This window comes from Murinocardiopsis flavida (assembly GCF_003014485.1).
Classification (GTDB): domain Bacteria; phylum Actinomycetota; class Actinomycetes; order Streptosporangiales; family Streptosporangiaceae; genus Murinocardiopsis; species Murinocardiopsis flavida.
The window spans coordinates 1-21,269 of record NZ_PYGA01000032.1 but is presented as its reverse complement, the minus strand read 5'-3'; the positions used below and the strand labels follow the sequence as shown (position 1 = coordinate 21,269).

Annotated in this window: 18 protein-coding genes; 6 read left to right on the top strand and 12 right to left on the bottom strand. The window is 68.7% G+C overall.

Annotated elements, in window-relative coordinates; all coding sequences use genetic code 11:
* Positions 1-4: 4 nt before the first annotated feature.
* From CLV63_RS29845 to CLV63_RS29820, 6 genes are all read right to left on the bottom strand, one after another.
* On the bottom strand, positions 5-1,768 hold the full coding sequence (locus CLV63_RS29845; RefSeq protein ID WP_106586585.1) for a Hint domain-containing protein: 1,764 nt from the start codon (positions 1,766-1,768) through the stop codon (positions 5-7).
* Between the two features lie 109 nt (positions 1,769-1,877).
* The gene (locus tag CLV63_RS29840) at positions 1,878-2,249 is read right to left on the bottom strand and encodes a hypothetical protein (RefSeq protein WP_146165705.1); all 372 of its coding nucleotides are present in this window, start codon (positions 2,247-2,249) and stop codon (positions 1,878-1,880) included.
* A gap of 453 nt (positions 2,250-2,702) precedes the next feature.
* Positions 2,703-3,110 carry a barstar family protein gene (locus CLV63_RS29835; protein ID WP_170134378.1) on the bottom strand — a complete coding sequence of 136 codons (408 nt, stop codon included), beginning with the start codon at positions 3,108-3,110 and terminating at the stop codon, positions 2,703-2,705.
* Positions 3,111-3,161: 51 nt separating this feature from the next.
* Positions 3,162-5,120, bottom strand: a complete 1,959-nt coding sequence (locus CLV63_RS29830; RefSeq protein WP_146165704.1) for a polymorphic toxin-type HINT domain-containing protein — start codon at positions 5,118-5,120, stop codon at positions 3,162-3,164.
* Positions 5,121-5,222: 102 nt separating this feature from the next.
* Positions 5,223-5,591: a hypothetical protein gene (locus CLV63_RS29825; protein WP_106586581.1), complete on the bottom strand. Its 369-nt coding sequence runs from the start codon at positions 5,589-5,591 to the stop codon at positions 5,223-5,225.
* Between the two features lie 310 nt (positions 5,592-5,901).
* Positions 5,902-6,468, bottom strand: coding sequence for a GNAT family N-acetyltransferase (locus tag CLV63_RS29820; protein WP_106586580.1), 567 nt, complete (start codon positions 6,466-6,468; stop codon positions 5,902-5,904).
* A gap of 122 nt (positions 6,469-6,590) precedes the next feature.
* Here CLV63_RS29820 and CLV63_RS29815 point away from each other — a divergent pair, with 122 nt between their 5' ends.
* The gene (locus tag CLV63_RS29815) at positions 6,591-8,684 is read left to right on the top strand and encodes a VWA domain-containing protein (RefSeq protein ID WP_106586579.1); all 2,094 of its coding nucleotides are present in this window, start codon (positions 6,591-6,593) and stop codon (positions 8,682-8,684) included.
* 362 nt (positions 8,685-9,046) lie between these two features.
* On the opposite strand, the gene CLV63_RS29810 is transcribed toward CLV63_RS29815, so the two are convergent.
* Together CLV63_RS29810 and CLV63_RS29805 are read right to left on the bottom strand one after the other, a co-directional pair.
* Positions 9,047-9,868: a GntR family transcriptional regulator gene (locus tag CLV63_RS29810; protein ID WP_106586616.1), complete on the bottom strand. Its 822-nt coding sequence runs from the start codon at positions 9,866-9,868 to the stop codon at positions 9,047-9,049.
* Between the two features lie 64 nt (positions 9,869-9,932).
* The gene (locus CLV63_RS29805; protein ID WP_106586578.1) at positions 9,933-10,703 is read right to left on the bottom strand and encodes a GntR family transcriptional regulator; all 771 of its coding nucleotides are present in this window, start codon (positions 10,701-10,703) and stop codon (positions 9,933-9,935) included.
* Between the two features lie 245 nt (positions 10,704-10,948).
* Here CLV63_RS29805 and CLV63_RS29800 point away from each other — a divergent pair, with 245 nt between their 5' ends.
* Positions 10,949-11,221 carry a hypothetical protein gene (locus CLV63_RS29800; RefSeq protein ID WP_245929192.1) on the top strand — a complete coding sequence of 91 codons (273 nt, stop codon included), beginning with the start codon at positions 10,949-10,951 and terminating at the stop codon, positions 11,219-11,221.
* A gap of 366 nt (positions 11,222-11,587) precedes the next feature.
* Here CLV63_RS29800 and CLV63_RS29795 read toward each other — a convergent pair whose 3' ends face one another.
* The 3 genes from CLV63_RS29795 to CLV63_RS29785 all read right to left on the bottom strand — a co-directional run bounded on the left by CLV63_RS29795 (position 11,588) and on the right by CLV63_RS29785 (position 15,159).
* The gene (locus CLV63_RS29795; protein WP_106586577.1) at positions 11,588-12,733 is read right to left on the bottom strand and encodes a cystathionine gamma-synthase; all 1,146 of its coding nucleotides are present in this window, start codon (positions 12,731-12,733) and stop codon (positions 11,588-11,590) included.
* A gap of 59 nt (positions 12,734-12,792) precedes the next feature.
* Entirely contained in the window at positions 12,793-13,479 is a 687-nt protein-coding gene (locus tag CLV63_RS29790; protein ID WP_170134377.1) for an acyltransferase, read from the bottom strand.
* Positions 13,480-13,791: 312 nt separating this feature from the next.
* On the bottom strand, positions 13,792-15,159 hold the full coding sequence (locus tag CLV63_RS29785; protein ID WP_106586575.1) for a cystathionine beta-synthase: 1,368 nt from the start codon (positions 15,157-15,159) through the stop codon (positions 13,792-13,794).
* Between the two features lie 165 nt (positions 15,160-15,324).
* On the opposite strand from CLV63_RS29785, the gene CLV63_RS29780 reads away from it, so the two are divergent.
* A complete protein-coding gene (locus CLV63_RS29780; RefSeq protein ID WP_106586574.1) occupies positions 15,325-16,377 on the top strand; it encodes an SGNH/GDSL hydrolase family protein in 1,053 nt (350 codons plus the stop codon).
* A gap of 174 nt (positions 16,378-16,551) precedes the next feature.
* On the opposite strand, the gene CLV63_RS29775 is transcribed toward CLV63_RS29780, so the two are convergent.
* Positions 16,552-17,148, bottom strand: a complete 597-nt coding sequence (locus CLV63_RS29775; protein ID WP_106586573.1) for a TetR/AcrR family transcriptional regulator — start codon at positions 17,146-17,148, stop codon at positions 16,552-16,554.
* A gap of 107 nt (positions 17,149-17,255) precedes the next feature.
* Here CLV63_RS29775 and CLV63_RS29770 point away from each other — a divergent pair, with 107 nt between their 5' ends.
* From CLV63_RS29770 to CLV63_RS29760, 3 genes are all read left to right on the top strand, one after another.
* Positions 17,256-18,539, top strand: coding sequence for an erythromycin esterase family protein (locus CLV63_RS29770; protein ID WP_106586572.1), 1,284 nt, complete (start codon positions 17,256-17,258; stop codon positions 18,537-18,539).
* A gap of 329 nt (positions 18,540-18,868) precedes the next feature.
* On the top strand, positions 18,869-20,341 hold the full coding sequence (locus tag CLV63_RS29765; protein ID WP_106586571.1) for a Hint domain-containing protein: 1,473 nt from the start codon (positions 18,869-18,871) through the stop codon (positions 20,339-20,341).
* The gene (locus CLV63_RS29760; RefSeq protein WP_106586570.1) at positions 20,338-20,676 is read left to right on the top strand and encodes a hypothetical protein; all 339 of its coding nucleotides are present in this window, start codon (positions 20,338-20,340) and stop codon (positions 20,674-20,676) included. Before CLV63_RS29765 ends, CLV63_RS29760 begins: the two co-directional genes overlap by 4 nt.
* Positions 20,677-21,269 lie beyond the last annotated feature (593 nt).

Below are 21,269 nucleotides of genomic sequence, written 5' to 3'. Positions count from 1 at the left end.
GAAATCATTCTTCCTCCAAACCCAATTTCCTCAACGCACTATTTATATGCTTCTGTTTGATCATTTTCAAAACCTTCTTCGGCGGCTTTCGACCATCTTCGCTCGTCCACGTTTTTTCTTTTGGATTATAAAAGAACTTATCCTTCTTCTGGTCATTTCCCTTTCCCTTCAATTGAATGTGAATATTCGCCCTCCCCGGGACGCCCGGACCATTGTTTTCCACGTCCAACCTAAAGCTTTTATCGCCTTCATATTTCGTTGTTGTGATAATGGACTTGCTAGTAAATGGTGCGGTACTAGGATCTGCGGTGAGTCCGCACCCCGGCGGAAGCTTCTTGGGTGACGCGTTATGTGTGAGTAGAGTCGCGCCGCCCTTGCCCACATAATAGGTATGGAGTTCGTCGACTGTTATGTTATGGACTCGTTGTGCGAGTCCCACTCGAGTTTCAACCTCGGTGATCTCCGCCCAAGTCCCCTGGCTGGTCCGGATCCGGGCGTCGGACTGTAGGTCGATGGCGTCGACCCACTCGGCACGGTCCGGGACCCAGAAGGGGTGTTCGTCGGTTGCGGTGACGTTCCCCTTGGTGCCGTCGTCGTTGATGACGGTGATGTCGACGAGGGTCTTCTTGCCGGTGCCCTGGATCAGGTCGGTGACCGGGCGAGGCCCCTCTTCGCCGGCGCGGGGGTCGAAGGCGTGGACCTCGTCGCCGACCTCGATGTCCTCGATCGGCTTGGTCGAGCCGTCCGCGAGTAGCACCGGGGTCCCGGGGACGAAACTGTTCTTGGGTCTCGGACAGCTCGGGGCGTCGGGCTCGTCCTCGGTGTCGCGGTCATCGTCGTGCTGTCCCTTGTCGGACGGGTCGGTCGCGCCGGGTTTGCCTCCGTCAGCACGGGGATCGGGTTTCGGGTCCGGTCGACCCGGCTTCACACTGTTCGGGGTACCGAGCAGTTTCAGCCATTTGCCCTTATCCAGCGGGTTGGCGTAGCCGAGCACGTTGTAGGCAAGGACGGCGGCTGGTTCTGCCCCGTTCTCGCTGCGTTCCGTGGCCTCCCAGAACTCCTTGTCGAACAGGTCGGCCGCACCACGGCGGGCGAATCCGCCGGGCGAGGCTTCAGCGGACCACCACTGATCGCGTTGGCCCGCGTACATCGAATACCCGGTGGCCGCCCAGCCCCCGTACTTCTTGTGGACCTCCCGGGTCTCCAGCGCGGACTTTTCACCAAGGTCTTTCGAGTCCTGTAGCCAGGAGTTCCACGTGTTCACCGTGCCATCGCGTACACCGCCGGCTTTGTCCTTGGTGTACTTCCACAAGTCTTTCTTGGCGTCGCCGAACTCGTCTGCCGCGGCTTTGCCGGCACTCTTGCCCGATTCCTCGGCCTGGCCCGCGATGGATTCGTAGAAGTCCGACATCCACCCGGAGAGGTTGGTCGGGTCCCCCGTCCCGGTCTTGATCGTGCGTCCCGGTTCGCCCTTCCCACCGGTATTCGGCGCCTTGGAGGTGCCTCCTCCGGCGCCCTTGCCTCCGGGATCCGCTGGGGGCGGGGTGCCCAGGTCGGGTCCTGGAGATTGTTGGGCGTCCGGGCCGGAAGCCGCGGGCGGCGGACCGGTCCCGAGCAGTGCCTCAAGGGCCGACGTGGCTCCGGTCCTGATCGAGCCGATCAGGCCCGAGCTCAACAGCGAGCCGAGGACGGCCGCGCTGAGGATGAGCACGGCGCAGTACTCCACCATCGTGGCGCCGCGGTCTGGGTCATGGATGCTTCGGAGCATGCGCAGTCGCAATCAGTGCGGGGGATGCTGACCGGGATCGGATCTCGGCCAGGCACAGATCAGGGCATGACGGACGCCGAGGGCGCGAGGGCCCAGGCGTGGAAAGAGGTCAGGCGTTTACCGGGGTCTTCGCCGCGAAGTACTGCCGGGAAGGCCGCTTGAGAACGGCGATCATGGTCACGACCGGCAGGATCATCTGGGTGAACCCCTGGCCGGTGTCGAGTTCGCCGAGCGACATCATGATTCGCAGGACCTCAAGGACCACGATCGACCACATCAGCAGCTTGCCGCCCTTGGGGATGCGCAGCGCGAAGGCGAAGGCGAACACACCGGGCCAGCACGTCCACACCAGGTAGGCGTGGGTGACGCCGTTGAACCCGTAGAGGTAGTTGGCGACGACGATCGTGACGGCGTAGAGGCCCGCGGCGATGAACAGCAGCACACGCGTGGCCTTGACGCTGGAAGGAAGTTGACGACCCATGGTCGCGCCTCTCAGAAACTTGGGGGATGAAGGCGTCCCCCCACCGTAACGTCGCGTCGCGACGCAGTCACATGGGTTATGCGATGGCCCAATCCTTGCCTGTTTCCTGTTTTCCCAGTTCAAAGCAACGAACGAGAGTCATGATTCACATGAATCCCCTTCATTTTTGGCCGAAAGCGGTCACGTGGATCTGACCAGCGCGAGAGCAGTCACGGTGCGGACGCGGTCACGGCAAACGTGCCCGAACTCAACACACCATCGAACAATCCACCAGGGGCCACGCGGCAGCCGCCGTGGAACCAGCCCTGGAGGGCCTCTACCTGGACCGCCACCTCACCAAGGACGAGACGTCGACAGGCGCGCACTACCGCACCTGACCCCAAGTTCAGACACCGATTTAACCCTGAGGGTCAATGCTGCAAACTTTCCAGAGATGTATTCTGAAAACAGATATCATGAATACTCATCCCAATTTCCCCAGTAGAAGAATTCGAGCTGCCATTCTCCTTCGCCCTCATAATTTACAGTGTCCGTGGCATTTAATAGATTCCATGAAATGTTTACAAAAAGTCGCAAATTGCGACTGGCCAGCTTATGTGAATCAAGCAGGCCGACAGCGAGAATTCTCGGGCGATCCTGAAACTCAGTTGTCAGCAAGTCAAATAGCGCATCCCACCCTCCTCCAAAGAAATCCGGGTACCCCAGAGCCCTGGCCACCAAGAAAGAAGCATCTCTTTCCGATTGAATCTCATCGGCATCGATATTGACGACCTGAAATCCGCTATTATTCAGGGCAGAAACATGCTTATCTCTATCTCGATAATCCAGAAAGTATGGGGGATTTTCAATCCCCTCCAGCACCCTAGGAACCGACCGCCAGCGCATACCAATCACCCAACAACTGCCATGATCTTACCGAACCCTAATAAAGCTATTATAATGACTTGAAGTATAATACACCTCTCCTTTCTTTCCAAAGACGATACGTTCAGCGCCACGGTTTCCTGTGCCACGAGCGGACGGCCAGACATCGCTTTCCTTGTAGTAGCCAGGGGGTCGATTCGGCAACTGGCCGTTTGCATTCCCGTATTCTCCCACCGCGCCGCCTCGTCGGCGGCCTTGATGAGTCATCGCAGGTGGCCTGCCGTTCATGTCGTAGAAGTCGACTACCTCACCAATTCTCTGTTCAAGATCTCTCTTGCTCTGCCCGAATATACCTTTTCGTAGGGGTTTTCCGATCAGGCAGTTGCTGTTGTGGACAAGCACCGGAGACGCATTTACAAAAACATAGTAGGTGTGGAGTTCCGCAACGGTCAGGTTGCGGACTCGCTGACGAGCGACAGTTTGGTGTTCGATCGAGCTGACCTGCACCCAGGTGCCGTTGCTGGTTCGGAGCCAGCTTCCTGCCTTGAGGTCGATGGCATCGACCCACTCGGCCTTGTCTGGGACCCAGAACGGGTGTTCGTCGGTTGCGGTGACGGTCCCCTTGGTGCCGTCGTCGTTGGTGACGGTGATGTCTACGAGGGTCTTCTTGCCGGTGCCCTCGATCAGGTCGATGACCGGGCGGGGGCCCTCTTCGCCGGTGCGGGGGTCGAAGGCGTGGACCTCGTCGCCGACCTCGATGTCCTCGATCGGCACCTGGGCACCACTCGCCAGGAGGACGAGAGTGCCCGGGACGAAGCTGTTGCCCGTCTTGCACCCGGGCTTAGGGTCTCCGCCGCCTTCCTTATTCGGGTCCGGCTCACCAGTGGGGCGGCCACCCTTGGGCTTGCCCTGCTGCGGTTGCCCGCCGGCGCGGACCGAGCCGCCCTTGTCCGGCGTGTCTGGGGAACCGCCCTTGTCAGGCGTGTCCGGGGAGGGGCCCTTACCGCCGAGCAGCCTCGCGATCTTTACCCCGGGGAGCAGATCACCGAGTGATCCGGTTACCTCTGCGGCTCCCTTTCCATATTCTCCCTTGCCGAAATACCCCCGCGCCTTTTTGTTGACCAGCCACCCGCCCGGACTGACCGGGGCATCAATGAAATGGTATTTCAGCATTTTCGGCAAACCGGCAGCCGCTGCTAATGGGTCGCCGCCCACTATGCCGCTCTTGGTGTCCTCGATGATCTTCTGATATCCATCGAGCTGCTCGCTTCCGGCCGACACCGCCGAATTGTAGGCGCTCTTGACACCTTCGATGGGGTGCAGGGCGAAGTTTCCCGGGGCGGTTGCCAGATCCCCGATGATGGATCCAAGATGCTTATCGTATTTGTGTATTTCGCCTGCCAGTCCGCCGGGAGTGTCTTCTTTGTATCCGTGGGACTCGGCGACCTTCCTTGGTATATGAGACCCCGGGGCAAGCCATTCGCTGAGTTTCATTCCGGGGTTCGGCAGGTAGACGTCGTGGTCGGGGAGCTTGTCGAGTACCCCGCCCCAGTCCACTTGCTGTAGGGGCGCGCCACCCGGGTGGAAGGCGTTCGCCAATCCGGCGGGCCCGCCGGGACCACCGGACGACGTCCCGCTGTCCGGATTCAGGCCGCCCTTCTGACCAGAGGAATTCGCGGCAGGCTGCGCCTGACCGCTGCCCCCGGGGTCATTGGATCCGGAGCCCCCAGCGTTACCCGGGCTGTCGGGGCTCCCCGGACCGCCCTGACCACCATCCGGGCCACCGCCTGACCCGCCAGACCCACGTCCGCCCTGGCCGCCTGCCGACGGCGGGCCCTCACCGTCAGGGTTGAGCAGGCGTTCGACGGACTTCTCGACCGAGTCGGTGATGACGGTCGTTATCCCGGCGTTGACGAGGGACGCCATGATCGCCGCGCTGAGGACGATGACGGCCGCGTACTCGACAAGGGACGCTCCGCGCTCGGGATCGTGGATTACGCGCAGCATGAGACTCACCGCTTTGCGATCGGGGGAAAATCTGAGCGGGTCAAGACAGCATGGAAAGAACGAGGGGCATCACGATGCCGCCCGGATGGGTTGAATTAAAGGTCAGCGGCGCAACATGAACTCACGCGAGTTCGATGTGAGCGTGAGGATCAGCACCAGCACAGGGATGAGCATCTGGGTTATCCACTGGGGCCCTTCGCCGACAGAGAGCAGCGAAGTGAGGATCCCGCCCACGCCGAAGAGGACCAAGCCGCAGAAGACCACGGTGCCCCCCTTCGGCAGCAGCATCGCCAAGAGGAACGCCGCTGCCCCGGGAATGAAGACGAAGGCGAATACCGCCAGGAGCAGAAGCGGAGAGGGTTCCTCTGCGAGGAACATGCCCGCGGAACTCAGTACGGAGATTCCGGCGAAAATGTAGAGCAGAACGCGCACGGCCTTGAGGCTGCCGGGGATCCGGGTCGTCGTCTCCATATCAGGCGCCCGCTTCGCGATGGCGGTATGGGCAGGCCGTGGACGAGCGGTCCTCGTGGGGGCCGTGCAATTGAACTGGGGGATGGAACACGGTGAACCTCCGCTGTTGGGGGAGACAGCAGAATGACGGTACCCCACATGCTTCGCTCTGTCACCGAATTACGACACGTCGTGAGCTGGGCACACGCTTGCACATCGTGTATTTGTGCAGGTCGGAGCGGGGATCGTCAGCGCGGACCCCATGGCCGGAGCCGGACAGGAGCGTGCCATGTCCGGGGCGGATTCGACCAGGGGTCATGCGGTGAGGGAGTCATGCGGTGAGTGGGCCACTGCCTGTGGGAATGGTCCCCTTCGGGCGGAGGGTGGCCCAGCGTTCGTGGTCGCGCCAGGCTCCGTTGACGAAGAGGAACTCCGGCGAGTACCCCTCCAGGCGGAAACCGTTGCGCTGAACCAGGCGGCGCGACGGGGCGTTGTCCGGTTGGATGTTGGCCTCCAGGCGGTGCAGCCCGAGCATCGCGAACGCGAACCCGACGACGAGCCCGACCCCCTCGCTGATGTACCCGCGCCCCTCGGCCCCCGCGAACGCCGCGTACCCGAGCGCACCGCTCTGTAGGGCGCCGCCGACGATGTTGTTGATGTTGACGAACCCCGCGAGCCGGTCCGTCCGCCGCTCGCACACCACCAGGCCGACATCTGAGGACCCGTCGAACCGCGCCACGTAGTTGTGGAACGCCACCGGTGTCGCGGGCATCGACACCCACGGGTGGTGCAGCGCGGCGCTCGCCCGGATCGCCGCGGTGAACCCGTCCTCGTCCCGCCGCGTCACCCTGCGGACGGCGACACGCGGGCCTTCGGCGAGGTACTCGTTGTGGGGCATCGCAGCAGGGTACTCACCATCGGGCCGCATCCGCCGCACCGGTGCGCGTATCGTCGCGGGGAGATGGCGGGCCGCCGCGGCGCGGCCGCCGCCCGCTGAGCGCGAGAATGGTTGGGGAGCCGATGACCCGGTACCGCTACGGCCCCTACCGCGCCGGACCCGATCCGCTGGCCCCGCCCGCTGATACCCGCGCGGCACTCGACGCCCTCGGCCGGTCCGTCATCGACGGCGACCGCCCCCGCGACGCGCTGCGGCGGCTCCTGCACCGCGGCACCGACGGCCTTCCCGGACTCGACGACCTGCGTGAACGCGCGCGCACGCGCACCGCGGAGCTTCGCTCCCTCGGCCGCCTGGACGGGACGCTGGAGCGTGTGCGCGCACTGCTCGACCGGGCCGTATCGCAGGAGCGCGCGGCCCTCGCCGCCGTCGGCGGTGACGACGCCGCGCTGCGCGAGGCGGAGCTCGGCGCGCTCCCCGCGGACACCGCTGCCGCGGTCCGCCGCCTCGCCGACTACGCGTGGCGCTCCGACGCCGCCCGTTCGAGCTACGCGGCACTGCGCGACCTGCTGCGCCGGGAGGTACTCGACTCCCGGTTCCGGGGCGCCAAGGACGCACTCGCCGGCACCGACCCCGCGGAGATGGCGCGCGTCGCGTCGATGATCGCGGCGCTCAACGCCATGCTCGACGCCGACGCGCGCGGTGCGCACACCCCCGACGACTTCGACCGGTTCATGGCCGAGTTCGGCGACCTGTTCCCCGAACTGCCCGAACTGCCCGACCTCCCCGACTCCGCCGATTCGCCCGGCTCGGCCGACGCCCCCGAACTCCCTGGCTCCGCCGACTCACCCAGCGCGGCCGCCACCCCCGGCTCCCTCGGCGTCCCCGGCTCCCCCACCACCCCCGGTCGCCCCCGCGACCTCGACGAACTGGTCGACGTCCTGGCGCGCCGCTCGGCCGCCGCCCAGCGCCTCCTCGACTCCCTCACGCCGGACCGGCGCGACACACTGCTGTCGCTGTCGGCGCAGGCCATGGCCGAGGCGGGGCTCACGCGGGACGTGCAGCGCCTCGGCGACGCCCTGCGCGCGCGCCGCCCCGATCTCGCCTGGTCGGGTGCCGAGGACATGGCGGGGAGCGCCCCGCTGGGCATGGGCGACGCCACCACGGCGCTGGCCGACCTCGCCGACCTCGCTGAGGTGGAACGCGCGCTGGCGCAGCACTACCCCGGCGCCGACCTCGCCGACGTGGACGAGGACGCCGTGCGCCGCGCGCTGGGCCGCCGGGCGGTCGACGACCTCGCCCGGCTCCGCTCCGTCGAACGGGACCTGCGCGACCAGGGTCTCCTCGGCGGCTCGCGCGGGCGGCCGCGGCTGACCCCGAAGGCCCTGCGGCGGCTCGGGGCGACCGCGCTGCGCGAGGTCCTCGGCGACGTCCGGCCCGTCGCCGCGCAGCGGGCGGGCGCGCACAGCGGGTCGGACCCCGGGCCCTCGGGCGAACCCACCGGTTCGACCCGGCCGTGGTCGTTCGGCGACGAGCGTCCCATCGACGCCGTGCGCACGGTCCGCAACGCCGTCGCGCGCTCGGCGCCCGGCGCGCCGCTGCGCCTCGGCCCGCGGGACTTCGAGGTCGCCGAGGCGGAGCAGCGGCGCGCCGCCGCCGTCAGCCTGCTGGTGGACGTGTCGTACTCGATGCGGCAGGGCGGGCTGGCGGGCGCGGCGAAGCGCACCGCCATGGCGCTGCACGCGCTGGTCGAGACCCGCTACCCGCAGGACGCCGTGCAGGTGGTCGCGTTCAACGACCACGCGCGCGAGGTGCCGCCGAAGGACCTGGTCGACCTGGCGTTCGAGCCGGTGCAGGGCACCAACCTGCACCACGCGCTGCTGATCGCCGGGCGGCACGTCGACCGGCATCCCGGTTTCACGCCGGTGGTCCTGGTGGTGACCGACGGCGAGCCGACGGCGCACCTGGAGCGCGACGGCGCAGCGTCGTTCGCGTGGCCGCCGGTGCCGCGCACGGCCGAGCTCACGTTCGCCGAGGTCGACCGGATGACCCGGCGCGGCGCCGTGATCACCGTCTTCCTGCTGGACGAGGCACCCGGCCCCGCGGGGTTCGCGGCATCGCTCGCGCGCCGCAACGGGGGGCGCGTGGTGCACGCCGCGCCGGAGCGGCTGGGTGCGGCGGTGGTCCTCGACTACCTCGCCCGGCGGCAGCACCCCTGACACCAATGCCGTTGAAGTAACGGGTGCGAGTGTGTTCTCACGGCCCTGGCGCCCTCGGGTGAAGGGGGCGTTGCCGCCGCGGATGCGGAGCACCCGGCGGCACGAAGCACCACGCCGGAGTGTTCCCTCCGGTCATGTGCCCGGGGTCTGGACGTCAAGGCGGGCCGTGGTGCTTCGTGCCCGCTCGCGCTTCGCGCAGAGCGGCAGCCTTCAACGTCGCAGGGATGACGGCGGGGCGTAGAGCGCACCGCCTCCTCAATCACCTCAGGTCAATCTCCCCAAGCCGATGGCAGTGCCCGTAACGCCCAAAGCCCCAAACACCCAAAGCCCCAAACTCTCGAAACCCCTAACGCTGAACGCCCCTAACGCTCGAAGATGCTGACGTCGGACGCCAGGAGGAGCAGCTCGGCCGGTGCGTCGCCGCCGGCGTAGAGCAGCTGGTGGCGGTCCGCGGGCATGGTGGTCTCGGTGAACCGGGTGACGCGGTCGCCGGCGTAGGCGACCCGCTCCTGCACGAGCAGCGGGATGCCGTGCCCGACTCCGAACGACTCCACCTCGCGGGGGCTGGGCATGCGCGCCCCCACGATGTCCCACGACCAGTCCTCGGTGTAGCCGAGGCGGCCCAGTACCTGGTCGATGCCGTCGGTGATGTGCTCGGGCGACATCAGTTCGGTCTCGGCAGCGATGCTGTACGGATAGTGGGTGATCTGGCGCTCCCACAGCCTGCCGTCGACGAACCGGTCGCACTGCCGCAGCACGACGAGTCGGTCCTGCGGCGAGCCGTTGTGCTCCGCCTCGGCGGGGAGCCCGAAACGCTTGGCGACCTTGGGCCGCATGGTTTCGAGCTGGACCTCGATCGACTCGCTGATGCGGTCGTAGCCGGCCTCGCGCAGCTGGGGGGCGTAGCCGTCGGTGAACCGCTCGGCGTCGGTGCCGCCGGGCACCTGGGCGGCGAGGTGCACGATGGGGCGGAAGTCGCGGACGTACACGCCGCGGCCCTGCCGCATGCCGATACGCCCCTCGTTCTCCAGGATCTTCAGTGCCGCCCGCACCGTCCCCCGCGAGACCTGGAACTCCTCTGCGAGTCGGCCCTCGTTGGGCAGCCACTCGTTGGGCGGGTACTCACCCCTCTGGATCGCGCCGCGGAGCGCGTTCGCCAAGGAAGTCCTCGTTGAATTCCTGATCGGGTGCATTGTCGTCCCCTTCGTGCGGACGGGGCGGTCGGGACGGGTGGGTGCGGGAGCGGTGTCACTCCGCGTGGTAGGCGGCGATGTCGCCGATCTCGTACTGGAATCGGATGCCATTGCCGGCGAACACGGTCCAGGACAGCCGGATGGCCCTGTTCTTGGAGAACCCCGTGCGGTACAGCTCCATGACGGGGATCCCGGGCGGGAGTTCGAGCTGCTGGGCCTCCTCGGGCGTTGGCATGCGCGACCGGAGCTCGTCGACGTAGCCGACCTGGGTGTAGCCGAGTTCGTGCAGGACGTGCAGTGCGCCGCGCCCGATGTCCTCGGGCAGCATCAGTTCGGTCCGTTGGGCGATGTCCATCGGGTAGTACGAGGTCTCGACCGAGGCGGAGCGGTCGTCGACGTAGCGGAAGGTGCGCCGGACCACGACCATCGAGCCTTCGTCCACCCGGAGGCGGCTTGCGATCTCGGGTGTGGCGCTCTGGATGAGGAGCTCGGCGAACGCGCGGGTCTGCCCGCCCAGCTCGGCGAACTCGACGTCCTCGATGTCGCCGGAGTCCTCGGGTGCCTCGGGCGTGCGCCGCGTGGCGAGGGACGCGTGGAAGGTCATGGGGATGACCTGCTGCACGAAGGTGCCGCGCCCCGCCCGGCTCTCGACCAGTCCCTGATTGCGCAGGGTGCCGAGCGCGAGGCGGATGGTGTTGCGCGACGCGCCGAACTCGTCCTCTAGCTCCTTCTCGGACGGGAGGCGGTCGCCTGAGGTGAGTTCGCCGTCCTGGATCCGCTTTCGGAGGTCACGAGCGATTTGCCGATATCTGCTCTCTTCCGGCATAACCGTCTCCTGTTTGGGGTATGCAAGCCTGTACCAACAAGTCCATTCAGTTAGCCTGCACTCACTCTATACCCAGTAGACCAGGGAGTGAGAGTGAGAGCAGCACAAACGGTCGAACGTGCGACCGTTCGCGTGGGTTCCGCGGAGATGCCTGGATAGTGAAGACGAGGTCGTCTCACCCGCACCGCCGGCCCACGAACCCCCGACCTCCCGCGACCTGGGAGGACAAAGTGGAGGAGAGGACCATGGCGATCATGGTGGTGATTACCGGACTGATACTCCTCGGTCTGGCTTTCGGATTCCTGACGGCAGTGTCCATCGGGATGAAGCGCGAAGACCGCCGCGGCGGATACCGCGGGCTCCGGCACTCGTCGGAGAGCGGCGCCCTATCGCACTCAGGGCGAATGCTGGTCAACCTGAACTTCCGCAACATCGACAGCCTCGCCGACTCGATCGACCTCGATGAGCTGGAAAAAGAGGCGCCCGGCGGCCGACCGGACCACCGGATCGCGGCCTAGGACTGGGACTAGGACAGGACCAGGACCGCGACCGCACGGCCGCAGCACGAGCAGCACAGCAGTACCGCCGCTCCGGCGGCGCATGACGCACCATGACGCACAACGAGGCCCCCGGCCCTTCCGGTGGAGCACGGGAGCCTCGACCCGACCGGCCTGCTGTCCAGCGCCGGTCGGGGCCGGGAGGCCGGGCACGGCCTCCTCTCTCAATTCAGGCGTCCGGCAAATCCAGGTGTCAGGCAATTCAGGCGTCAGGCAATCCAGGCGCCCGGCAATCCAGGCGCCCGGCAATCCAGGCGCCCAGTACTTCAGGGGCCCGGGCCCGGCTCAACCTGATTCAAGGCGTCCAGGGGCCTGGTGCGACCTGGTTCAGGCGTCGAGGGCCTGGCTCAAGTCGGCGAGCAGGTCGTCGGCCGCCTCGATGCCGACCGAGATCCGCACCAGGTCGGCGGGCACTTCGAGCGGCGAACCCGCCGTCGACGCGTGCGTCATCCGGCCGGGGTGCTCGATGAGCGACTCCACCCCGCCAAGCGACTCCGCCAGGGTGAACACCCGGGCGCGGTCGCAGACCTTGAGCGCGGCCTCCTCGCCGCCGCGCACCCGGAACGACACCATCCCGCCGAACGCGCTCATCTGCTGCTCGGCGATCTTGTGACCGGGGTGTTCGGCCAGCCCCGGGTAGTACACCTGCGCAACGGCCGGGTGGGCGGTCAGCAGCTCCACCACCCGCTCGGCGTTGGCGCAGTGGCGGTCCATGCGCACCCCCAGTGTCTTGATGCCGCGCAGGGTCAGCCAGGCGTCGAAGGGGCCCGCTGTCGCGCCCATGGTGTTCTGGTGGAAGGCCAGCTGCTCCCCCAGTGCGGGGTCGGCGACGACGAGCGCGCCGCCCACCACGTCGGAGTGCCCGCCCAGGTACTTGGTGGTGGAGTGCACGACCACGTCGGCGCCGAGGCCGATGGGGCGCTGGAGGTAGGGCGACGCGAAGGTGTTGTCGACGACGAGGAGCGCACCACTGCCGTGCGCGATCTCGGCGAGCGCGTCGATGTCGGCGATGTTCAACAGCGGGTTGGTCGGGGTCTCGGCCCAGACCGCGACCGTCTCCGGGCGGACGGCCTCGCGCACCGCCGCGAGGTCCGACAGCGGGACGGCGTCGAAGTCGACGCCCCAGCGGGTCAGGACCTTCGCGAACAGCCGGAACGTGCCGCCGTAGGCGTCGCCCGGGATGATCACGTGGTCGCCGGGCTTGGCGATGGTGCGCAGCAGGGTGTCCTCGGCGGCCATGCCCGACGCGAACGCGAGCCCGCGCGCCCCGGCCTCCAGGGCGGCCATGCACTCTTCGAGCGCCGCACGGGTGGGGTTGCCGGTGCGCGAGTACTCGTATCCACCGCGCATCCCGCCCACGCCGTCCTGCCGGTAGGTGCTGGTGGCGTAGATGGGCACGACTACGGCTCCGGTCGCGGCGTCGGCCTCCTGACCTGCGTGGATCGCGAGCGTCTCAAATCCCTGATGCGTCATGTGGGCCAGGGTAGTGCCGCCCCGGGGACGCCGGGGCCCAGCGCCGCCGCGCGGCGCGTTCACACCTCGGGCGGCGCCACGGGCTCGCTCCCGGCGCCGCCGTCGCCCTGGTCGCGCATGCTGCCGCGCAGCGGGGGGACCCAGCCGGCTTCGGGCTCGTAGCGCCGCACGATGCGCCCGGGGACGCCCGCGATGACGCTGTTGTCCGGGTAGGTCCCGGGCCGGACCACCGAGCTCGCGGCGACCACGCAGTTGCGGCCGAGTCGGACACCGGGCAGCACCACGGCGTTCGCGCCGATCCACGTCCCCGAGCCGATGGCGACGGGGTCGTCGGCGGGCCACTGGCGGCCGACGGGCACCGACGTGTCGGCGTACACGTGGTTCTGGTCGGTGATGTAGACGTAAGGGCCGGTGAACACGTCGTCGCCGAGATCGATGCGGGCGTGCGCGACGAGGTGCGAGCCCCTGCCGATGGTGCAGCCGTCGCCGATACGGATCAGCGGTTCCGGGCCGAGGTCGAGGCCGGGGACCATGCCGGCGCAGAGGGTGATGTCGCCGCCGATGAGGGTGTGCGCGCCGATCTCGATCCAGGGCTCGCCGAAGACCGTCGCCGGCGGGAACGCGAGGGACGTCCCGTCGCCGTAGGCGGCGAACCTGCGCGCCGCGCGCGATCCCGCGCGCACATCGGCGTGCCGCCGCGCCCAGCCCCACACCGCGCGGACCATCCATGAGACCAGCCGCGACAACGGTTGCTCCCCCACCTGTTCGTGCCGATTCGCTGCACCCTAGCCGCAGCGGCCGAGAGCGGCCCCGGCGGGCGCCCTTGCGCGGCCGTGCCCGCCGCTGCGGCCCCGCCACTGCGTCCGCTGCCGTGTCCGTCGCTGAGTCCGCTGCCGTGTGCGCCACTGCGCCCGCCGCTGAGTCCGCTGCCGTGTGCGCCACTGCGTCCACCACCGTGTCCGCCGCTGCCGGGGCGGCCGGTCCCGGCGGGTTGCCGTGCCGCCGCCCGGCCCGCGGCGCTGGTGCGTCCGCCGGGGGTCCGGCGGACGCACGGGCGGTCAGCGGCTCAGGTGGGTGAGCAGGTCCTGGCGGGTCAGCAGGCCGGCGGGCTTGCCGTCGCGGAGGACGACCACCGCCCCGCTCTGCTCCAGCAGCTCCACGCAGCGGCTGACGGGCTCGCCGGAACCGACCACGGGCAGCGGGGCGCCCATGTGCCGCTCCAGCTCGTCGCCCATCTGCGCGCGGCCGTTGAACAGCGCGTCGAGCAGGTCGCGTTCCGCGATGGCGCCGACGACCTCGGCCGCCATCACCGGCGGCTCCTCCTTCATCACCGGCAGCTGGGAGACCCCGTACTCGCGCAGGACCGACACCGCGGCGCCGACCGTCTCGTCCGGGTGGACGTGCACGAACTCCGGCAGCGCGCCGCCCTTGGCCGTGAGCACGTCGCCCGCCGTGGCCTCCTCGGTCTCGGTGTTCAGGAAGCCGTAGTCGGCCATCCACTCGTCGTTGAAGATCTTGCCGAGGTAGCCGCGCCCGCCGTCGGGCAGCAGCACCACGATCACGTCGTCCGGCCCGGCCCGCTCGGCGACGCGCAGCGCCGCGGCGACCGCGAGCCCGCAAGAGCCGCCCACCAGGAGCGTCTCGTCCTTGGCGAGCCGGCGGGTCATGAGGAACGACTCCTTGTCGGAGACGGCGATGACCTCGTCGCAGATGTCCGGGTCGAAGGTCTCGGGCCAGATGTCCTCGCCCACGCCCTCGACCAGGTAGGGCCGCCCGGTGCCGCCGGAGTACACGGAGCCCTCGGGGTCCGCCCCGATGATGCGCACCGCGCCGTTGGAGACCTCCTTGAGGTAGCGGCCCGTGCCCGTGATGGTCCCGCCGGTGCCGATGCCCGCGATGAAGTGCGTGACGCGTCCCTCGGTCTGCTCCCAGATCTCAGGGCCGGTGGTGGCGTAGTGGGATTCGGGGTTGTTCTGGTTCGCGTACTGGTCGGGCTTCCACGCGCCGGGGATGGTCGACGCGAGCCGGTCAGACACCGAGTAGTAGGACTCGGGGTGGTCGGGGGCGACCGTGGTCGGGCAGACGACCACCTCGGCGCCGTAGGCGCGCAGGACCGAGAGCTTGTCGGAGCCCACCTTGTCGGGGCAGACGAAGACGCAGCGGTAGCCCTTCTCCGCCGCCACGATCGCCAGGCCGACACCCGTGTTGCCCGATGTGGGTTCGACGATGGTGCCGCCGGGCTTGATCAGCCCCTTCTTCTCGGCGTCCTCGACCATGCGCAGCGCGATGCGGTCCTTCACCGACCCGCCGGGGTTGAAGTACTCGACCTTGGCGACGACGGTGGGCGCGAGCCCGGCGGCGACCTTGTTCAGGCGTACCAGTGGGGTGTCGCCCACCAGGTCGATCAGAGAGTTGTACACACGCACGGGTCGGCCCCTATCGACGGTTGTCTCGATGGCTGTCTCGGTGGCTGCTTCGGTGGCTGCTTCGGTGGTTGTTCAGCAGTTCTTCCTGTTGTACCTCCCCTGTTCCGGCGAAGGTCTGACGTAACCTTACTGGTGGGTAGCGAGCTGCCAGGGGAGGCAGATCACATGGTGCTGCGTGCCGCACGGGCCAGCAGGATCGCCACGGCCACCGCCTTCGGCGGCGGCGGGCTGACCGTCCTCGGAGCGAGCACCGTCGCGCTCCTCTACCTCCAGGCCAAGATCGCGCACAAGGCCGTCGGGTTCACCGAGTGGCAGCCGCCGCGCGTGAACGGCCGGTACGGGTCCGGCGACGGCGACCCCATCCAATTCGTCATGATGGGCGACTCCACCGCCAAGGGGTTCGCCGTCCCCGATCCCCTGCTGACCCCCGGCGCGCTGCTCGCCACCGGCCTCTCCGCCGCGGCCGACCGCCCCGTGCGGCTGCGCGACGTCGCCGTCATCGGCGCCACCTCCAAGGACCTGCACAAGCAGACCGTCAAGGTGCGGCGGCTGCCGCCCGATCTGGTGGTCGTCTTCATCGGCGCCAACGACGTCATCCACCGCATGCGCCCGGCCGACTCGGTGCGGCACCTCCAGCACACGGTCCGCGAACTCGTCCAGATGGGGGCCGAGGTGGTCGTGGCGACCTGCCCGGACCTCGGGAGTGTGCAGCCGGTCTGGCAGCCGCTGCGCTTCCTGGTGCGCCGCTGGTCGCGGCAGCTCGCCGCCGCGCAGACCATCGGCGTGGTCGAGGAGGGCGGCCGCACCGTGTCGCTGACCGACCTCCTCGCCGACGAGTTCGTGGCGCACCCCGATGTGATGTTCGGGCCCGACCGGTTCCACCCGTCGGCGCGCGGCTACGCCGCCGCGGCGTCGGTCGTCCTGCCGTCGGCGTTCTCCGCGCTGGGCCTGCTCCCGGAGCTGGCGGACCTCCCGGAGCCGTCGCGCGGCGGCGCCGTCCTGCCGGTGTCGCATGCGGCGGTCAGAGCCGCGGAGAAGCCGGGCACCGAGGTCACCGGGGTCAGTATCGGCGGCCGCGAGCGGGGCCCGAGGGGACGCTGGGCGGCGCTGCTGCGGCGGCGCCCGGAGTCCGAGGAGCCGGTCGCGCCGGTGGCCGAGGAGGACGCCGGGCCCGAGGGTGGCGACCAGCGCACCGCCGACCTGGGCAGTACGGGCTGAGGCGGAGGCGGCCGACCCGAGGCAGGGCAGCGGATCAGGCGCAGTGGCAGGAGCAGACAGAGGCTGCCACCGCGGCGGCGAAGCACCCTGCGGCAGCCTCCGTCACCTCTTTCGCCTCCTTCGCCTCCTTCGCCATCGAAGGCTCACGAAGTCCGGAAGGCGCTCCCTCGCCCGCTAGGTCAGCGGGCTTGGGGCGAGCAGGCGGCGTACGGCGTCGTGCAGGGCGGCCACCGCGTCGTCGCTGCCCATGCGTCCGGCCTCGGCCTCTTCGCCCGCTGTGTGCGCGAGCCCGATGACGACGGTGGCGAGCCAGCGGGGCTGCCATCGGCGGTCGATCTCGCCGCTCTCCTGTCCCCGTTGCACGACCCGCATGAACCGCTCGGTGATGGGCCGGTGCAGTTCATGCGACTCCGGCGGGGTCGGGACGGTGTCCTCGGGCATGGCCGGGTACCACCCCGCGGCCGTCCACGCGGCGTCCAGCAGCCGCAGCAGTGCGGGCACTGCCGGGCCCCGGTCGGGTTCGACGGCGTCCATGGCGGCGAGGAGCCGGCCGGTGACGTGGGAGGCGACAGCGGTGATCAGGGCGTCGCGCGAGGCGTAGTGCGCGTACACGGTCTGGCGGGTGACCCCGGCCGCCTCGGCGATGTCGCCGAGGCTCGCGTTCGGCCGTTCGCCGAGGAGCCGGGTGGCGGCGTCGAGGACGGCCGTGCGGCTGCGCTCGGCGTCGGACCGGCGGCGCCGGCGGGAATCGGGACCGTTGACCTGGGACATCAGGCGGATCCTACCGTTCCTTGACGTTACTGTCAGAGTTCGTTAATTTTGACAACTTGTAAGAGTTATTTGCTTCCTTGTCTATTCGTACGGATCGACCTGCACCTATGCCCGAACAGAACCTCGCGGCCTGGATCAAAGAGAACGCGACCACCGTCGACACCCTCGACCCCGCGGCCCCACTGGACGACCTCGAACCGCTGCGGGAACTCGTCGGCGACGCCCGGGTGGTCGCCATCGGCGAGAGCGCCCACCACGTCCAGGAGTTCTACCGACTGCGCCACCGCGTGCTCCGGTTCCTGGTCGAACGCTGCGGCTTCACCGACTACGCCTTCGAGGCCGCCTACACCGGGGCGCGGACGGTCGACGCCTGGGTCAGGAGCGCACCCGGCATCCTCCGGGAGTACGTCGGCGCCGCGGACATGGAACTGCTCCAATGCGCCGTGATGGACGACACCCTCGACTGGATGCGCGCCCACAACACGACCGCGGCCCGCCCCCTTCGGTTCCTCGGCGTCGTGGCCGGCTCCGGCGGGGGCTCGCCACTGGAGGAGTTGGCGGAGCTGACCGACTACCTGCGGACGGCCGACCCCGACGCCGTCCCCCTGGCGGAGCGGGCCCTCGACACGGCACGTGCCTTCCACGGCAGCCCGCCCATGGGTGCGTTCATGGCGTACCGCGCACTCGACACCGCGGCCAGGGACGCGCTGACGGCGGACCTGAGCCGCCTCCGTGCCCGGATGGAGAGCATGCCGGCGCACCAGAAGGCGCAGGGCCGCGGGACCGCGCACCGCGCCGCCATGGGCCTCCTCGCCGCCGCCCGGCAGCTCGACCACCTGCACCGCGACATCGCAGGGACCGGGCTCGCGATCGGGACCACCTCGCTCGACGCGTTCATGGCCGAAGCGGTCCTGAACCGGCTCGACGAGGGCGGACCGGGGACCCGCGTCGTCCTCGGCCTGCACAATGTCCACATCCGCACGACCGAGGTCGCCCACGACGGGCCCGCGGGGCTGTTCCCCGCCGGGTACGCGCTGCGCGAGGCGCTCGGCGCGGACTACGTCGCGATCGGCGTCACCGGAGGCGCCGGAACCGTGCTCGGCGGGGAGTTCGACCCGGACTCGCCGACCGGCTACATCCCGCGGCGGCTCGACGCCGAGACGCCCGTCGAAGGCAGCGTCGAGACCGCGTTCGCCGCGTCCCACGCGTCCGGTGCGGCGCTGACGGTCGCCGACCTGCGGGCCGCCCGCCCCCACGTCACCGACGCCGCCACGTTCCAGCAGATGCGGAGCCAGGAGCGGTTCACCGGCGCGCCGGTCTTCGACGCGTTCGACGCCTTCGCCTACGTCCCCCGCTGGCAGCCCACGGAGTACACACCCGACTCCGCCTGACCTCCGCGACCGCCCCGCACCCTGGCTGAAGTCCCAGAAGTCACATTCGGGACCCGCAAATCGTCATACCGGAGTAGTGACTCACGCACCTGTCCGGTCGGATCGTGAAGCGTTACCGTACTTCGATCGCCAATGCCCGACATGCCCTTTCCCCGAACGGAGCGCGGCGACCTGCACCGATGCCCCGCCCCCACCCGCCGACACAACGGAAGCCACTGCGCCCCCTCGCCCCTGGTCGCGCGTCCTCGACACCCCTCCCGAGGCTGCGCCCACCGGATCGCACCCGGCTCCCCCTAATGAAGCCGCCCCCCTCATGAAAGCGAGAGCCGATGCGCTGGGTTCGGCGCGCCGAGTCCGGCGCGAGCATCCTCGAGTACGCCGCCGTCGTCGTCCTGATCAGCACGATTGCCGCCGCGTTGATCGCCGGTGGCCTGCCGAGCGCGGTCACCCCAGCGGTGACCGGCGCGGTGTGCGAGCTCTACGACGCGGGCCACTGCGACGACAAGAAGGGCGGCGGCGAGAACGGAGGCTCCGGCGGATCGGCCGCCGACCCCGGCGGGTCCGGAGCCGACGACCCCACTGAGGCGGCCTCCCCGTCCGGCGGCGGCCCTGCGGCGGACCCCGCGGCGGACAAGAAGCTCAAGGACGCCCAGAAGGAGTACGACAGGCTCAAGCGGGCGCAGAAGAGGGCGCAGGCGGATGCCGACGGGTTCGACGAGGAACTCCTCGCGATCCTCTCGGACATGATCGGTGCCACGGACGCGAAGAAGTGCTTCACCGAGGGCGACATCATCGCCTGCGCGAAGACCGCCGCGGGGTCGCTGGGCGTCTTCAAGGCCGCCCGGGCCCTCACGAAGGTCCCCAAGGCCATCAGCGCCTTCAACAAGATGCGCAAGGCGTCCAAGGCGCTCGACAAGGCCAACGACCGCCTCAACAAGCAGAAGAAGAAGCTCGACGCCCTCAAGAAGAAGCGCAAGCAGCGCTGCACGCGGGCCGGCGGTAAGAAGAACAGCTTCCTGCCGGGCACCCCCGTCTTGATGGCCGACGGCACCCATGTGCCCATCGAGGACGTCGCCGTCGGCGATAAGGTCCTCGCCTTCGACCCGCGCACCGGCGAGGAGGGCTCTCGGCCCGTCACCGACCTGATCGAAGGTTCGGGGAAGAAGGCCCTGGTCGCCCTCACAGTGATCAGCGGCGACGGATCGGTTTCCCGCCTCACCGCCACCGGCGAGCACCCGTTCTGGTCGCCGGACAGCGCCGAGTGGATCGACGCCGACGACCTCCGCCCGGGCGACCGGCTGCGCACCGCCGAGGGCGAATGGGCCGAGGTCCGTGCCGTCGGCACCCGCACCGCCGCCGACCAGGCGGTCCACAACCTCACAATCGCCGACCTGCACACCTACTATGCCGGTGAGAGCGGGCAGGAACTCCTGGTCCACAACGACGATCCGACTCCAGAGGACCCGTGTTCCACTGCGGCGAAGGTCGCGAAGCAGGTCGACGACGCCAAGGACAGCGTGCTGTCGAAGATCCCCGGTGCCGAGGCCAAACTGGCCAAGGGCGGCTGGAACATCAAGGTGCCCTACAAGAAGAACCAACCGATCACCATTCGGATCATGCAAGGCACCGAGGGAAACGCGCGGCACCTGAAGCCCTATTTCCGGATCAGCGCGGGGAACAAGGGCGCCGTGGACAAGAATGGTGTACCCACCAGCGACAGGGCGGCGAGCCACATGGACCTGGTCGACGGTTCACCCGACGAGATCGCCGCCATCGTCACCAAGCTCAAAGGGGGATCATGACGGGTATCGGCATCGGCACCGCCGATTTGTGGGGAGGCCAGCTCGAATCGGTGCAGTTCGACGTGCTGTCGCATCGCGTCACGTTGTCGATCTATGTGATCGATTCCGATTTGCCGGAGGACGAGCAGCTCACGACGCATCAGCTGACATTTCACGAGGTGAGCGAGTTCCGCTTCTTCGACCTGGACGGGAAGCCGTGGTATCGCGCCGAGGTCAGTGAGATACACCTCGAGAAGGCCGACGGGCGCTGTCAGGCCGAGATCTGGCTGCTGACCGATGACAACCAGTTCAGAGTCACCTGCGCTTCGATCACCGTGAACGGAATCGAGCAGTAACGGGAACGTCAGCTCTTGCGTCGCCGGGTCTGCCGGGTCTGCCGGGCCTGCCGGGCCTGCCGGGCCTGCCGGGCGGGGTTGTCCCAGGGCGGAGTGCGGGTGCGCGGTGGGGAAAGGCTGCACCTGAGGTGGCAAGGGGTCGGGCTCCGGTTGCTTCGGTCGGGTGCGCGGGGGCCGGGCGGGAGACGGGGCGGTGGAGGCGGGGGCCTGAGGGCGCGGTAGACCATCGCAGCGCATGGGGTAGGTCGGTTGGACCGCCGCGTTGCGGCGTCCCGCACCGATGCGCGGGTCAGCGTCTTGGACCGGGCAGGTTTGGGCGTGGGTGTGGCCCGCCGGGGTGGGGGTCCCGGCGGGTCATGGTGGTGGGGGGTCAGGGTGCGGCGGGTGGGTGCCCGGGTGGGTCGGTGCCCCCTCCTGGTGATGCGGGGGGTTGGCCGGGTGGGCGCCCGGTGTCCTGACCCGGTGGTGGACGGGTGGTCGTCTGGCGGCGGTGATGGGTGCGGGCCCGGCGGTGTTCCTTTTCCAGGTTGTGCGCCCGGCACAGCGGCTGGGCGTTGGAAAGGTCGGTGGTGCCGCCGTCCCACCAGGCCTGC

What these genes read in the sequence shown, in the direction of transcription:
- CLV63_RS29845 (WP_106586585.1), bottom strand. Translation starts at nt 1,768, where the DNA reads ATGCTCCGAAGCATCCATGACCCAGACCGCGGCGCCACGATGGTGGAG.
- CLV63_RS29840 (WP_146165705.1), bottom strand. Translation starts at nt 2,249, where the DNA reads ATGGGTCGTCAACTTCCTTCCAGCGTCAAGGCCACGCGTGTGCTGCTG.
- CLV63_RS29830 (WP_146165704.1), bottom strand. Translation starts at nt 5,120, where the DNA reads ATGCTGCGCGTAATCCACGATCCCGAGCGCGGAGCGTCCCTTGTCGAG.
- CLV63_RS29825 (WP_106586581.1), bottom strand. Translation starts at nt 5,591, where the DNA reads ATGGAGACGACGACCCGGATCCCCGGCAGCCTCAAGGCCGTGCGCGTT.
- CLV63_RS29820 (WP_106586580.1), bottom strand. Translation starts at nt 6,468, where the DNA reads ATGCCCCACAACGAGTACCTCGCCGAAGGCCCGCGTGTCGCCGTCCGC.
- CLV63_RS29815 (WP_106586579.1), top strand. Translation starts at nt 6,591, where the DNA reads ATGACCCGGTACCGCTACGGCCCCTACCGCGCCGGACCCGATCCGCTG.
- CLV63_RS29805 (WP_106586578.1), bottom strand. Translation starts at nt 10,703, where the DNA reads ATGCCGGAAGAGAGCAGATATCGGCAAATCGCTCGTGACCTCCGAAAG.
- CLV63_RS29800 (WP_245929192.1), top strand. Translation starts at nt 10,949, where the DNA reads ATGGCGATCATGGTGGTGATTACCGGACTGATACTCCTCGGTCTGGCT.
- CLV63_RS29795 (WP_106586577.1), bottom strand. Translation starts at nt 12,733, where the DNA reads ATGACGCATCAGGGATTTGAGACGCTCGCGATCCACGCAGGTCAGGAG.
- CLV63_RS29780 (WP_106586574.1), top strand. Translation starts at nt 15,325, where the DNA reads ATGGTGCTGCGTGCCGCACGGGCCAGCAGGATCGCCACGGCCACCGCC.
- CLV63_RS29775 (WP_106586573.1), bottom strand. Translation starts at nt 17,148, where the DNA reads ATGTCCCAGGTCAACGGTCCCGATTCCCGCCGGCGCCGCCGGTCCGAC.
- CLV63_RS29770 (WP_106586572.1), top strand. Translation starts at nt 17,256, where the DNA reads ATGCCCGAACAGAACCTCGCGGCCTGGATCAAAGAGAACGCGACCACC.
- CLV63_RS29765 (WP_106586571.1), top strand. Translation starts at nt 18,869, where the DNA reads ATGCGCTGGGTTCGGCGCGCCGAGTCCGGCGCGAGCATCCTCGAGTAC.
- CLV63_RS29760 (WP_106586570.1), top strand. Translation starts at nt 20,338, where the DNA reads ATGACGGGTATCGGCATCGGCACCGCCGATTTGTGGGGAGGCCAGCTC.